We start from the raw sequence: 13,628 nt of genomic DNA, 5'->3' as shown, positions 1-13,628 counted from the left end.
TCGAACTCTTCCCAAAAACGAACTTCAACGTATCTCTATCTGGTCAACCGTCCGCGAAGGTACAAGGCTTTCGGCGTTCGGATTGAGCGCATCGATCTGGTACAGCAGCGCGAAGGCGAAGCCCAGCCACGCCAGATACGGAACGAGCAACAACCCGGCGACCGCGCGCACCCGCCAGAACAGCGCGATGGTGATCAGCACCAGCACGAGGAGCGCGCCGATCATCAGCAAAGCGGTATCGATCTTGTGCAGCCCGAAGAAGATCGGCGTCCAGGCGAGGTTGACCGCGAGCTGGACGACGAAGGCCAGCAGCGCGATCCCGCGCCCGCGCGAGCCGCGCGCGTTGATCACCATCGCCAGCGCGAGTCCCATCAGCGCATAGAGGATCGTCCAGGCGACCGCGAACGCCAAGCCGGACGGCATGATCTCGGGCTTCGCGAGTTGGACGAACCAGGGATTCTCGTCGCCGCTGGGAGCTAGCTTTCCCGAAGCGAAACCGAGCAGCAGCATGAGCGGGACCGTCACCATCGCCCAGCGGAAATATGCGAGGCGCAACTGACCCTTGGACGCGATCTCTCTCAACCCGGCTCTCCCTTTTCCGGCGCGTGGAAACACCCGCCGTCCCCCAATGATCTCCAGGTTGAGGGCCCGTTCAAGCCATTGTTCCGGCTAACGGACCAGCCCCCTCTTCGTCATCCCCGCGAAAGCGGGGACCCATCTCCGACACTATCCACGAGCGCACCCGTGCATTCTGCCGCCCGCGCAGGAGATGGGTCCCCGCTTTCGCGGGGATGACGGGTCTTGAATATGGAAGTCCCACCTAATCCAAAGAATGCGCAGTCGCAAAGATGCTCGATCAACCACGCTCCGCCCCGATCAGGAACTCGACATTGCCCTCGGGCCCGGTGATCGGGCTCTGCGTGATGCCGAGCACGCGCCAGCCCTGCGCGGCGACCCATTCGGCGACTTCGCGGCAGACGCGTTCGTGGACCTGGGCATCGCGCACCACCCCGCCCTTGCCGACTTCCTCGCGCCCCGCCTCGAACTGCGGCTTGATCAGCGCTGCCAGCCGCGCCTGCGGCTTGGCGAAGCGGAACGGCACCTCGAGCACCTTGGCCAGGCCGATGAAGCTGGCGTCGCAGACGATGAGGTCGACCTGCTCGGGGATGTGCGCGTCGGTGAGGATGCGTGCGCTGGTCTGTTCGTGGACGATCACCCGCGGGTCCTGGCGGAGCTTCCAGGCGAGCTGGTTGGTGCCGCTGTCGACGGCATAGACGCGCGCCGCGCCGCGGGTGAGCAGAACGTCGGTGAAGCCCCCGGTCGACGAGCCGACGTCGATCGCCACCGCGCCCGTCACGCCCCAGCCGAAATGATCGAGCGCATGCGCGAGCTTGATCCCGCCGCGCGACACCCAGGGATGATCGCGCCCGCGCACGTCGAGCGCCGCATCCTCCGCAAGCTGCTGGCCCGGCTTGTCGACCTTGCGATCGCCCGAGAAGACGAGCCCCGCCATGATCAGCGCCTGCGCGCGGGTGCGGCTCTCGGCCAGCCCCCGGTCGACGAGCATCTGATCAGCGCGCTGCTTGGCCATGCGCGCGCTTTAGGCGCGCAGATGGCCTCGCCGCAACCGCTCCGAATATAAAGGCAGTAGCAAAGAAGTAACGAGTGATGCACAAATCCCTGCCTACCATTCGGCATCAACTTCGGGGGAGGTTCGCCGTGACGCCAAGTTCAGCATGCATCGCGCTCGTGCAGCAATTCGAAGGCTGCGCGAAGAAACAGGCCGACGGGACTTTCGCGGCCTATCCCGATCCGGGAACGGGTGGCGATCCCTGGACGATCGGCTGGGGAACGACAGGCCCCGACATCAAGTCTGGCCTGGTCTGGACTCAGCAGCAATGCGACGATCGTTTCGAGCGGGACATCACCAATTTCGCCACCCGGGTGGCGGACGCGATCGGTACGGCGCCGACGACCCAGCACCAGTTCGATGCGATGGTGAGCTTCGCGTACAATGTCGGCGTCGCCAATCTCGCCAACAGCACCCTGCTCAAGCTCCACAAGGCAGGCAACTTCACAGGCGCGCAGCAGCAATTCACGTTATGGGACAGGGCGGCGGGCAAGGTCCTGCCCGGGCTGCTACGGCGACGCACCGCCGAGGCCGCGCTATACGGAAGTTAAGTTGCACCAAACGCAAGGGCCACATGACAGAGGCACAATTGCCGATCCCATCTTGTGCCGACCGATTCCCAACGTTCATGATCACCCAATGATGGCCATGTCGATGTTATTGGTAGATTTGTTTCGAAGACAGAACAATTATAGAAATAAATCAGAAACATTCCTCATTGTCGACAATTTACTACGAGTTAAGCTTGTCATCCACTTGTCACTCTCGACCAATTCCGTCACAATTGTCGCAGATGGGGAAGGGATCGTCGATGGGAGCGCAGGCGACACTATCCAGAGAGCAATTGTTGCGGCTGATGCAGTTGGTGGATGCGGTCGCTTCCCGGCGCGGACTGGACCGCGACTCGGTGATCGCCTTTCTCGAGGACGCGGCGGCAGCGGGCATGAACCGCCCCTCCTACAAATCGGTGACGCAGTTCGCGGCGGGGATGCGCGCGATCCGGCTGCGCCGCAACGACACGCTCGGGACGCCGTTATTCCGCGATCCCGCCTGGGACATGCTGCTCGACCTGATGGTGGCGGACGACGAAGTCCGGTCGGTATCGGTATCGGGGCTGTGCCACGCCTCGGGCGTACCGACGACGACGGCGCTGCGCCATTTCGAGCGGCTGGAGACGCTGGGGCTGCTCGCGCGGACCCCGGATCCGCGGGACAAAAGGCGCTTCTGGGTGAAGGGAACGCCCGGCACGCTGGAGCGGGTGCGCGAGATCGTCGCGCGACTGCAGGCCGAGGCCTGAGGCAGCACCCAAACGGCGCAACCTTCACGCCGCCCGTGCATTCCCCTGACATCAGATGTTCACGGGAGAACAGAAATGCGCGCCATCCTCTTGGGATTGCTGGCCGCGACCACTGCGACCGGCTGCATGGACACCGGCTATGGCCCCGAGTCGAGCTATTCGGGCTATCGCAGCTATGACTGGAACCGCCCCGACCCCGCGTACGGCGGCTATTATGCCGATCGCTATTACCGTGACGACCGCAGCTATCGCGAACGCCGCCTGTCACGGCAGGAGCGCGTCTATCGCGGGCAGGACGGACGCTATTATTGCCGCCGCTCGGACGGGACGACCGGGCTGATCGTCGGCGGCGTGGCCGGCGGGATCCTCGGCAACATCATCGCGCCGGGCGGATCGGAGCTGCTAGGCACCGCGCTCGGCGCGGCCGCCGGCGCCGCGGCGGGTGCCGCGATCGACAAGGACGACGTCCGCTGCCGTTGACTTGCCGGCACGCGGCGGCAGGCTAGCCGCCGCGTGCCCATGAACCGAGGGGGACATATGACGACTCGTACCGCTACCGCCCGCTACGAAGGCTTCGGCAAGGACGGAAAGGGCCGGCTCGACACGCCTTCGGGCGTGCTCGACGCGACACCGTACAGCTTCAACACGCGCTTCGGCGACGAGAAGGGAACCAATCCCGAAGAGCTGATCGCAGCGGCGCATGCCGGCTGCTTCACCATGGCGCTGAGCTTCGCGCTCGCCCGGGCGGGGTTCAGCGCGGGCAGCCTCGAGACGATTGCGGCGGTCAAGCTCGAGCAGCAGGAGGAGGGGTTCGCGATCACCCGGTCGGACCTGACGCTCAAGGCCGAGGTGCCGGGAATCTCGCCCGAGCAGTTCGACGAGCTCGCCGCCGGCGCCAAGGCCAATTGCCCGGTGTCGAAGCTGCTCAATGCCGAAGTCACGCTCACCCATACGCTAGCCTGAGGGGTTATTGCGGCAATACCCATTTATTGACTGGGGAATCGGCTGGCGAGACTCGCCGGAGCGGATTAGGATCGCCCGGTAGCTGATGGAGTGCGTCATGGCGACTGCGCTGACCCTGCCCGCGAATCTCTCGCTCGTCGAAATCTCGGCGGCTGCCTCGGCGCCGTGGCGGCATCTGTTCGCGACGCCGGCGCACACGCACATCCCCTATCGCGCGGGGACGCGCGCCGAGCGCAACCTGCTCGGCGCGCGGCTCGATGCGGCGGTGACGCATGCCGAGGGAGCGGTTTTGCTCGTGGCGCAGGGCGCGAGCTGCTTCGCGACCGCCTGGTGGGCGCGGCTGTCGCCCGCTTCCTATGTCTCGCGCGTATCGGGGGCACTTTTCTTCGATCCGATCGAGGAAGAGGGCGAGAATGTCGACACCTTGCTCGACACCTTCGCCTCCCCCCGCACCCGCCTCCCCTTCCCCTCGATCGTGCTGGGGGGCGAGGACAAGCGCTCGGTGCTGGCGACGCGCGTGCGTGCGCTCGCCGAGGGCTGGGGCAGCGGTATGGTCGCCGCATCGCGGAGCGACGCCTCGGGGCCCATGCGGCGGACCCGGGGCATCATCGAGCGCTTCACCGCAGGCGTGGTCGCACGCGAGGTGCGGACCGGGCGGGCGCTGATCGGACGGGTCCGCGCCGTTTAGTCGCCCCGCGGGCTCAATGCTCGCGGAACGAGGACCAGAAGCTACCGAGCAACGGCTCGAGCGCATAATCGAGCGCGGTGCGTTTGCGCAGCGGGATCAGGATCTGGACGGGCATGCCGGCGCGGAGCGCGAAGTCGCTGCCGCGGACGCCCTGGATCAGCTGGATCTGATCGCGCGGCACGGTGATCTCGCCGGTGAAATAGCTCAGCCCACTCTTCTCGTCGACGAAGCTGTCCGCCGAGAGACGCGTCAGGCGGCCCTCGAGATTGGGCAGGTTGCGCTCGTGCAGCCCGGCGAACTTGACCAAGGTGTGCTGACCGACGGTGAGATCGTCGGCATCCTCGGGGGCGATGCGCGCCTGGATGAGCAACGGCGTCCGCTCGGGAACGACATCCATCAGCTTCTGCCCGGGCGCGACGACGCCGCCAGGGGTGAACACCGACATGCCGACCACCGCGCCGGTCGCGGGGGCGCGGATCGCAGTGCGCTCGAGCTGGTCGCGCGCGGCGGTCCAGCGCGGCAGGATCTCGCCCAGCCGGGTCTCGACGTCGCGGAGATCGGCGGCGGTGCGCTCGCGGAAGCTGCGCTCGGCCTCAAGCACCTGGATCTCGTTCTCGCGCGCGGCGCCGCGGGTCTGCGCGACGCTGGCGCTGTACTGGCCGCGGCGGCCCTGCAGCTCGGCGCGCGCGCGTTCGAGCTCGCGCATGCGGGTCGCCGAGACGAAGCCCTTGTCGGCGACGGGCCTGAGTGCGGCGATCTGCTCCTCGATCAGCCGGAGCTGCTCGCCGGCAGACACTTCCTGCTCGCCATAACCGCGCCCCTGCTCGCCCGATTGGGCGACGCGCTGGCCGAGCGCGCCGCGCTGCGCCGCCAGCACCGAGGTACGCGCCTGAAGCTCGGTCTGCTGCAGCCGCATCGCCAGCGCCGCCTCGTCGCGGTCCTCGGGCGAAAGCGAGGCGAATTCCTTGGGCGGCGTGATCTGGCTGCGGCCGAGTTGCTCGGCCTCGAGCCGCGCGCGCTGGGCGAGCAGCCGGATCGCCTGCGAGGCGAGCGCACGTTCCTGCGCCTGGACCTCGGCGGCGGCGAGCTGCATCAGCAGCTGCCCGCGCTCGACCCGCTGGCCCTCATGCACATAGATCTTCCCCACCACGCCGCCGTCGCGGTGCTGGACCGCCTGGCGCTGGCCCGAGACCACCAAGGTGCCGGTCGCGTAAGCGGCGGCGTCGAGCCGCGCGAACATCGCCCAGCCGAGGAAAACGACGAAGAACAGGGCCGCGATCACCGCGCCGATGCGGATGTCGCCGCGCGGGTCAGCACCGGGAGGCGCGGACGCCGGGAGCGCCGGCGTGCCCGGCGACAGGAGGATGGGCGCGCTCATGCGCCGCCCACCTGCGCCGAAGGCGGCGCGACGCGGCGCAGATTGGGCGGCGCGATCTTGGGCAAAACCTCGTCGCGCGGGCCGTAAAGCTCGACGCGGCCGTCGCGCAGCACCAGCATCTTGTCGATCACCGGCAGGATGCCGAGCTTGTGCGAGACGATCAGCACCGTGTGCCCTTCGGCCTTGAGCGCAGCGAGCGCCGCGACGAGCGCGGCATCGCCTTCGGAGTCGAGATGGGCATTGGGCTCGTCGAGGACCAGGATGCGCGGATCGCCATAGACCGCGCGGGCGAGCGCGATCCGTTGCGCCTGGCCCGCCGAGACGCCGCGCCCGCCGAGCTTGAGCTGATGGTCATAGCCGCCCGGCAGCCGCCGGATCAGCGCATCGGCGCCGACCTTGCCCGCCGCAGCGACCACCGCGGCGTCGATCGTCGCGCGATCCTCGCCCAGTTCGCCGGCGAAGCGCGCGATATTCTCCGCGACCGAGCCCGCGAACAGCGCTGAATCCTGCGGCAGATAGCCGATATGCCGCGCCAGCTCCTCCGGGTCCCAGTCGCGCGTGTCGGCGCCGTCGAGCCGGATCGTGCCGCGGTCGGGCGCGAGCGCGCCGGCGATCGTACGGACCAGGGTCGACTTGCCCGCACCGCTGGGGCCGACGATCGCAATGACCTCGCCCGGCGCGATCTGCAGCGAGACGGCGTTTAGGATCGCGCCGTCACGCGCCTCGTTGAGGACGGTCACGCCCTCCAGCGCGATGCCGCCCTGCGGCGCCGGCAGGCGCGTCGGCGCGGGCTGGGCGACGGTGCCCTCGAGCAGCGCGTCGAGATTGCGATAGCTCTGCTGCGCCTGGACGATCGTCTTCCACGTGCCGATCAATTGCTCGATCGGCGCCAGCGCGCGCGCGATCAGGAACGAAGCGGCGAAGATCGCGCCGCCGGAAATCAGATTGTCGACCGCGAGCAGCGCGCCGAGCCCTAACGCGAGCGACTGGAGCGCGAGGCGCGTGAACTTGGTCGCGGTCAGATAGCTGCCCGCAGCGAAGCTCGCCTCGGTCTGCGCGGCGAGCATCGCCTCGCGCTGGCGCAGCTGGCGGGCGACCACCGCGCGACGCATCCCGAGCGCGCGGATGCTGTCGCTCGACCCGAGCAGGGCGTCCTGGTTGGCATAGGAAGCGCTCGCGATCATCTGGGCGCGATCCAGCTGGCTGCGCGTCGCGCGCTCGTTCGCCCAGGCGATCAGCGGCAGGATCGCGCAGCCGAGGATGGCGACGGCGCCGATCCAGGGATGCACGAGGAAGCAGACGAGGATGTAGATCGGCACCCAGGGCGCATCGAACAAAGCGAGGATGCCCGGGCCGGTGAGCGTGCCGCGCATCACGTCGAACTCGCGGAGCGCCTGCCGCGCCACCGGCAGGTCCGGCCGGCCGAGCGTGGCGTCGAGGATCAGCGGCGCGAGCGCGGCATCGAGCTGGACGCCCGCGCGCACCAGCAGCCGGGTGCGGACGCGATCGAGCAGCGACAGCGTCGCCAGCGCGAAGAGCAGGACCATGGTGAGGAAGAGGAGCGTCTGCAGCCCCCGCGTCGGCACGACGCGGTCATAGACCTGCAGCATGTACAGCGTCGGCACGATGTAGAGCAGGTTGACCAGCGCGCTGAACGCGGCGGCCGCCACGAAGTGCTGGCGGCACAGGGCGAGCGCGGCGCGCAGGGCGCCCAGGGGCCGCTCAGCGCGCAAGTGTCCAGCTCCCGAAAAACAGCGCTGCGCGGCCCGGGGGGACGCGCAGCGCGATCTGGATTGTCTTCAGTCTGTGATGCAAATCGTCAGAACCCGTGGCCGAAATCCACCAGCTTCTGACTGCCGCCGAACCAATCGTCGAAGACATCGCCGATGTCGTCGAGAAGGCCGCCGAGGCCGGGCTGGTGATCCGAGTAATAATCGGGTGCGCCGTACTTGACCAGCGTGGCGTCGCTGACACCGAGCAGGGTGACGCTGCTGCCCCAGCTCAGCGTGAGCGTCAGATCCTTGACGCCGTCGCGATTGACGTCCTGCACCCGGGTGCGGGTCACCGAGACGCCGTCGTCGAGGATGATCTGATCCTCGGCGGTGTTGAAGTCGGCGATCGTATTGCTGCCCTCGAGCCGGCCGAAATGGAAGTTGTCGGCACCGGCCCCGCCCCAGAGCGTGTCGTCGCCCAGGCCGCCGAACAGGATGTCGCGGCCGTTGCCGCCGCGCAGCGTATCGTTGCCGAGATCGCCGAACAGCACGTCGTTGCCGTCGCCGCCGTCGAGCTTGTCGTTACCGATCCCGCCGTTGAGCCAGTCATGCCCGCCCAGGCCGTTGAGCGTATCGTGGCCGATGCCGCCCGACAGCCGGTCCTCGCCCGCCGTGCCGTTGATCGTGTCCGAGAAGATCGTGCCGTTGCGGGTGACTCCGTCGGCCACGCCGGTGACGGTCACCGCGACGGTCGCGGTGCTGGTGAGGCCGCCCACGTCGGTGACGGTGTAGCTGAAGTGATCGACCTGGGTGGCGCCGGGGGCGAGCGCGTCGAACGCGTCGGCATCGGCGACATATTGGAGCGTCTGGGTGGCGGCGTCGAAGATCACGCTGCCCAGGGTCGCGCCGGTATCGACAGCGCTGATCGCGAGGGTCTGGCCGGCATCGGGATCGGAATCGTTGCCGAGCAGGGTCGCCCAGAGATTGGCGGTCGTCGCGTCCTCGTTGACCGCCACCGCGTCGCCGGTTGCCGTCGGCGCCTCGTTGACGTCGGAGACCACGATGGTGAAGCCCTGCTGGGTGCTGAGCCCGCCGCTGTCGGTCACCTTGGCGATCACCGCATAGGATGCGACCGCCTCATGGTCGAGCGGCGCGGTGGTGGTGATCACGCCGGTCGCCGCGTCGATGACGAACAGCCCGCCGGCATCGTCGACCAGCGCGTAGGTGAGCGTGTCGTTGGCCGTATCGGTCGCCGAGACGGTACCGACCACGGTGCCCGCGGGCAGGTTCTCGGCGACGCTCGCATTGCTGAGCGCGACGTCCTGCGGCGCGGCGCCGAGGCGCAGCACGGCGACCTGCGAATCGTGATCGGTGCCACGCTCGCCGCTGAATTCGGCGTTGAGATGCACCGCGTCGTACTGCGCATTGCCGACCAGCCCGCCGGTGACGAGGATGTTGTCGATCAGCTGGGCATTGCCGCCGAACATGTAGCTGTAGCGCTCTTCCTCGGGGAGCAAAGTGGCGAGGTTGGTGAACACGCCGCCCTGGGCCGGATCGGTGAGCTGGGTCTGCGCCTGCTCGAAATAGAAGCCGTTCCAGTCGCCAAGCACCGCGATGTTCATCGCCGGATCGTCGGCGAGATGCGCCTCGACATAGGCCTTCACCCCCGCCGCCTGCGCGGTGCGCGCGGCGTCGCCGGCGTCGCTCGCAGGCTGGTTGTCGCCCCAGAGCGGCTCGCTTCCGAGACGCGAGGTGAGGTGGACGTTGATCGTGGTGATCGTCTGCCCGGCGAATGCGAACTGCGCGACGAGCGGCTTGCGGGTGCCGTTATAGGCGGTGCCCTCGATCAGCTCGGCGCTGCCCTCTACATAGGAGACGCGGTCGATGTTGTAGAAATAGCCGTTGCGGATGTTGCCGCCGCCCTCGCCACCGGTCGATCCCGCGGTAGTGGGTGCGATCTCGACATAGGCGTAGCGCAGGCCCGATTCGGCGTAGATCGCGTCGATCAGCCCCTGCGCGGTGACGGTGCCCGAAAGGTCCGAACCCGAACCGGTGCCGTCGGCGTCCTGGATCTCCTGCGCGGCGATGATGTCCGGCGCGCCGAGATTGTAGACGATGTCGCTCGCGAGGATATCGAACTTGTTGTCCGACGCGTCGAGATTCTCGAGATTGTAGGTCGCGATCGAGAGGTTGTTGGCGTCGCCGTGGAGTGCGGTCTCTTCGCGGACCAGCGTGGTGTCGTTGGTGAGCGTGACCGCCTCCGTGACGATCACTTCGTAATTCTCGAACGAATAGTTCACCACGCCGGTGACGCTGCTCAGCTGGTCGCCGATCGTGTAGCCCGGCGCGAACCCTGCGAAGACGCCGCTGTCGTCGTCGATCTGGATCTTCTCGGGATTGTAGTCGGCAACGCCCTGGCTGCCCGGCGAGATGGTGATGCCGCCGCGATCATTGACCCCGGTCGCGCCGTTGCCGTGCGAGGCGACCACGTCGGTCTCGCCGAACTCGTTGGTGTTCGACACCGCCTGCGGCGTGTCGATCGTGACGCGCATGCCCTCTAGCGATTCCCAGAAGTCGATGCCGTCGGTGGCGGGATCGTAGCTGGTGAGGCCGTCATTATCGATCGCCTCGGCGGGCGGAAGCACCCCGCCCGCGCCGATCACGACCGCGGTCGGCAGCGCGTTGCCGTGGCTCTCGACGGTGACCGTCGGCGCGACGATCTCGGTGAGGCTGAGGCTCGCGGTGCTGCCCTGGAACTCGGCGACGGTGCCGCGCACCGACACGCCGTCGCCCACCGCGACGCCCGGGGCGGTGGTGGTGAAGACGAAGACCGCATCGGAAGTCGCGGCGTCGCCGTCGCCCACGGCCGACTGGAGATAGAAACCGTTGGTGTCGACCGCGGTGACTACGCCGGTGGTGATCACGACCTGGTTGGCATAGGCCGAGGCATGGCCCGCGCCCTGGATCTGGCTGATCGTCAGCTCGATCGGATCGTCGTTGGTGATCGTGCCGGTCGCGGCGGCATCGTCGACCACGACATTGCCGGTGGTCGCGCCGAGGCTGACCGACAGCGTCTCGTTGGGCTCGCCGACGAGATCGCCGTTGACGGCAACGACGATCTGCTTGGCGAATTCGCCGGGGGCGAAGTTGAGCGTGCCCGAGAGCACCGCGCCGGGAACGAGATCGGCGAGCGTCGCGGTGCCGTCGAGGTTGACATTGTAGTCGACGGTCGCGGCGAGCGCGGTGCCGCCGGCGCGGTTGACGGTGAAGACGAGGTTGGTGGTGCCGCTATCGCCTTCGACGACCTTGGCGTCGCCGATGCGGAGATGGCCGGTTCCGGTCGCCGAGAGGAAGGACTGGCCGTCGTTGAGCGAGCCGAAGCTGTCGTCCGAGGCATCGGCCCAGGCGAAGTCGGCGGCGCTCGAGCCGCTGCCCTTGAGCTGGAGCGACAGGCCGGCGGCAGGCGCGGGCTCCTCGCTCACGCCGATATCGGTGCTGGTCACGCCGCCCGCGGGGGTGCCCGCCGCGGCGGTGAAGCTGCCCTCGTAGGAGAGCAACTGGACCACGCTGCCGTCGGGCGCGATCAGCGCCACGCCGTCGGCGGCGCCGTTCTGGATGTTGGCGCGCAGGAAGCCGAGCGCGCCGAAGCCGTTCGATTCGTCGTCGATCACGCCCGAGAGGTTGAGCGTGTCGTAGACCGGGGCGGCGCCGGGGACGTTCGAGCCGTTGTAGAAGACGAGCTTGTAGCCGCTGAGGTCGGTCCCCGCAGTGCCGGCGATCTCGATCGCCTCGCCGGCATCGGTGCTCGCATTGTCGTAGTGGATCTCGTTGATGAAGACATTGGCCGGCGGCGCGGGCGGTGCGGCATCGTCGTTGGTGATCGTGCCGGTCGCGGTCGCGTCGCCCAGCGCGACGCCGCCCTGCGGGGCGCTGAGCGTGACAGTGAAGGTATCGTTCGATTCGAACGCGGTGTCGCCCTGCACCGGCAGGCGGATCTCGGCGGTGGTGGCGCCATCGGCGAAGCTCACCGTTCCGGTCGCAGTGAAGGCGGCGCCGAAGTCGGCCGCGTCGGCGCTGCCGAAGGTCACCGTCCAGCTCGCCGAGACCGCGCCCGCGCTGCCGTCGGCGCGCGTGACGGTGAAGACGATATCGTGCGTGCCGCTGTCGCCCTCAGCGGTGGTCGCGTCGGCCAGGTTGAGCGTGCCCGGCTGGGGCGGCACGACGCCGCCGAAGCTCTGCCCGGCATTGACGCCGCCCGGCGTGTCGTCGGCGATCAGTGCCCAGCTGAAGTCCGCCGCGGCGGTGCCGCTGCCGACGAGGCCGATCGAAGTGCCGCTGGCCGTCCCGGTTTCGGATACGCCGACATCGACGCTGGTCATGCCCGCGGCGGGACCGCTGGCGGCGACGAAGCTGCCTTCCCAGCTGAGGAACTGCACGACGTTGCCGCCCGCATCGACCAGCGCGATCCCGTCGGGCGCGCCGTTCTGGATACCGTCGACCGGATAGGCCACGCGGATCGTGCCGAAGCCGTTCTGCTGGTTGGCGAGCGTCTCGGTGAGGGTGATGGTGCTGTAGGGCGCGCGCGACGTCGCCGCGCCATTGTAGAGGACGATCTTCCAGCCCGTCAGATCGGTGCCCGCGGCGCCCGCGATCTCGACGAATTCGCCGGTATCGCCACCCGCATTGTCGTAATGAATTTCGTTGATGAACGCGGGAGCTGGCATGGCTGGTCCTTCATTGAGCCGCGGGCGCGGCCATCGGGCGAAGACGGGAAAACAGGTGCCGGGAACGAATCCCGACGCTGTGCCCCGCTAGGGCGCGATCATGACAGCAACGTTGCGCGGCTCAAGCCACCTGTACCGGGATCGGACAGTTCCGTGGATAATCCGTGTGGATAATCCGCATCTTGCGGCCGAACGGGACGCCAGGGTGGCTCGATCGTCTCGCGACGAAGGCCGACCTTGATACGACGAGCATCTTCGCGGAGGCCGGACGGCAAAAAGCCCCCGTGGTGAGCGGGGGCTGTGTGTGGTGGTATGTGGAGCGCCTTGTCAGGCTGATCTTCGCGCGGCGAAGGCGGCCTTGCCGGCGGCGCATCACTTGGCGATGTCGCCGATACGGAGCTTCGCTGCGAGTTCGTCGAAGCCGGCTGGGTCGAAACTGTTGCCATAGCAATCGAAGTGCCAGCTTGTCGCTTCCTGGTGCCCGGGGTGCCCGGAGTCAGCGATGGCGTCGACGAAGTTTTCGAACCCCGGCATGCCGCCGACATCCTCGGGCGGCGCGCGGCGGGCACCGTCGACATAGCGCGGATATTTCACGCCCGGCTGCCCGTCCTCGACAGCTTCGACGGTGATGGAATGTTCCCAATTGTCGCCCATGTCGTAGGTATAGAGGAGTTGACGAACGCCCCGATCGATCAGGACCTTGAGCTTGATTGTACTGGCCGCCGACAGGCTATCGTCGGGCCATTCCGGGTCCGGCAGGCCATAGCGCTTGCCGCCCGCCTCGAACTCCCAGAGATGATAGTCCATCCAGCCCATCGCGCCCTGGATGATGTCGTGGAGCATCTTGAGGCTGGCCTCCAGGGGCACGTCGACCCTACGCCAGATCTCGGGCGCGGTATCGATGAGGCTGATGCGAATTCGTGCGACCTGATCGATCATGCCGCCATGCTGACGGGGGAGCTGCGCGCTGTCCAGTTCCACGGTAGGCGTTCATCTCAACGCGAAGCGGGCCAGCGGCGCCCGCTCATCACCGGCCTTCGAGTTGACGAACAGACCGTTCCTGCGTTGCGATCAAAGAAAAAACCCGCAGGCCGTGGGTGGCCTGCGGGCTGTGTGTGTGTTGTTGGTTGCGGGAGCAGGATTTGAACCTGCGACCTTCAGGTTATGAGCCTGACGAGCTACCGGGCTGCTCCATCCCGCGACACTTGGTTTTGCCTCAAGCGCCGGCGGCGGCAT

Annotated in this window: 11 protein-coding genes and 1 tRNA gene; 5 read left to right on the top strand and 7 right to left on the bottom strand. The window is 67.7% G+C overall.

Features of this window, described 5'->3' with window-relative positions; all coding sequences use genetic code 11:
- Positions 1 to 24: 24 nt before the first annotated feature.
- Both MT490_RS15120 and MT490_RS15115 read right to left on the bottom strand, forming a co-directional pair.
- Positions 25 to 582, bottom strand: a complete 558-nt coding sequence (locus MT490_RS15120; RefSeq protein ID WP_297389442.1) for a TspO/MBR family protein — start codon at positions 580 to 582, stop codon at positions 25 to 27.
- Positions 583 to 856: 274 nt separating this feature from the next.
- Positions 857 to 1,591 (bottom strand): TlyA family RNA methyltransferase, encoded by a 735-nt coding sequence (locus MT490_RS15115; protein WP_297389437.1) that lies wholly within the window; start codon positions 1,589 to 1,591, stop codon positions 857 to 859.
- 128 nt (positions 1,592 to 1,719) lie between these two features.
- Between MT490_RS15115 and MT490_RS15110 the strand changes: the two genes are divergently transcribed.
- The 5 genes from MT490_RS15110 to MT490_RS15090 all read left to right on the top strand — a co-directional run bounded on the left by MT490_RS15110 (position 1,720) and on the right by MT490_RS15090 (position 4,578).
- On the top strand, positions 1,720 to 2,181 hold the full coding sequence (locus MT490_RS15110) for a lysozyme (RefSeq protein WP_297389434.1): 462 nt from the start codon (positions 1,720 to 1,722) through the stop codon (positions 2,179 to 2,181).
- 305 nt (positions 2,182 to 2,486) lie between these two features.
- A complete protein-coding gene (locus MT490_RS15105) occupies positions 2,487 to 2,927 on the top strand; it encodes a MarR family transcriptional regulator (protein WP_297389431.1) in 441 nt (146 codons plus the stop codon).
- Between the two features lie 75 nt (positions 2,928 to 3,002).
- Positions 3,003 to 3,407, top strand: coding sequence for a glycine zipper 2TM domain-containing protein (locus tag MT490_RS15100; RefSeq protein WP_297389429.1), 405 nt, complete (start codon positions 3,003 to 3,005; stop codon positions 3,405 to 3,407).
- 57 nt (positions 3,408 to 3,464) lie between these two features.
- A complete protein-coding gene (locus MT490_RS15095) occupies positions 3,465 to 3,890 on the top strand; it encodes an OsmC family protein (protein ID WP_297389427.1) in 426 nt (141 codons plus the stop codon).
- A gap of 97 nt (positions 3,891 to 3,987) precedes the next feature.
- The gene (locus MT490_RS15090) at positions 3,988 to 4,578 is read left to right on the top strand and encodes an alpha/beta hydrolase (protein WP_297389425.1); all 591 of its coding nucleotides are present in this window, start codon (positions 3,988 to 3,990) and stop codon (positions 4,576 to 4,578) included.
- Between the two features lie 13 nt (positions 4,579 to 4,591).
- On the opposite strand, the gene MT490_RS15085 is transcribed toward MT490_RS15090, so the two are convergent.
- From MT490_RS15085 to MT490_RS15065, 5 genes are all read right to left on the bottom strand, one after another.
- Complete coding sequence (locus MT490_RS15085; protein ID WP_297389423.1) at positions 4,592 to 5,956, bottom strand: HlyD family type I secretion periplasmic adaptor subunit; 1,365 nt, start codon at positions 5,954 to 5,956, stop codon at positions 4,592 to 4,594.
- The gene (locus MT490_RS15080; protein ID WP_297389421.1) at positions 5,953 to 7,689 is read right to left on the bottom strand and encodes a type I secretion system permease/ATPase; all 1,737 of its coding nucleotides are present in this window, start codon (positions 7,687 to 7,689) and stop codon (positions 5,953 to 5,955) included. The genes MT490_RS15085 and MT490_RS15080 overlap by 4 nt, the downstream gene beginning before the upstream one ends.
- Positions 7,690 to 7,775: 86 nt before the next feature.
- Positions 7,776 to 12,392 carry a cadherin domain-containing protein gene (locus MT490_RS15075; protein ID WP_297389418.1) on the bottom strand — a complete coding sequence of 1,539 codons (4,617 nt, stop codon included), beginning with the start codon at positions 12,390 to 12,392 and terminating at the stop codon, positions 7,776 to 7,778.
- 372 nt (positions 12,393 to 12,764) lie between these two features.
- Positions 12,765 to 13,373, bottom strand: a complete 609-nt coding sequence (locus MT490_RS15070) for a plasmid pRiA4b ORF-3 family protein (RefSeq protein WP_297389415.1) — start codon at positions 13,371 to 13,373, stop codon at positions 12,765 to 12,767.
- A 143-nt stretch (positions 13,374 to 13,516) separates the two neighbouring features.
- Positions 13,517 to 13,593 (bottom strand) — tRNA-Met (locus tag MT490_RS15065).
- Positions 13,594 to 13,628: the final 35 nt, after the last annotated feature.

Source organism: Sphingomonas sp., assembly GCF_026460985.1.
Lineage (GTDB): Bacteria > Pseudomonadota > Alphaproteobacteria > Sphingomonadales > Sphingomonadaceae > Sphingomonas.
This window is presented reverse-complemented; position numbering and strand designations above follow the sequence as displayed.

Coding starts and splice junctions, on each gene's coding strand:
- MT490_RS15095 (WP_297389427.1), top strand. CDS start 3,465: ATGACGACTCGTACCGCTACCGCCCGCTACGAAGGCTTCGGCAAGGAC.
- MT490_RS15075 (WP_297389418.1), bottom strand. CDS start 12,392: ATGCCAGCTCCCGCGTTCATCAACGAAATTCATTACGACAATGCGGGT.
- MT490_RS15105 (WP_297389431.1), top strand. CDS start 2,487: ATGCAGTTGGTGGATGCGGTCGCTTCCCGGCGCGGACTGGACCGCGAC.
- MT490_RS15085 (WP_297389423.1), bottom strand. CDS start 5,956: ATGAGCGCGCCCATCCTCCTGTCGCCGGGCACGCCGGCGCTCCCGGCG.
- MT490_RS15100 (WP_297389429.1), top strand. CDS start 3,003: ATGCGCGCCATCCTCTTGGGATTGCTGGCCGCGACCACTGCGACCGGC.
- MT490_RS15090 (WP_297389425.1), top strand. CDS start 3,988: ATGGCGACTGCGCTGACCCTGCCCGCGAATCTCTCGCTCGTCGAAATC.
- MT490_RS15115 (WP_297389437.1), bottom strand. CDS start 1,591: ATGGCCAAGCAGCGCGCTGATCAGATGCTCGTCGACCGGGGGCTGGCC.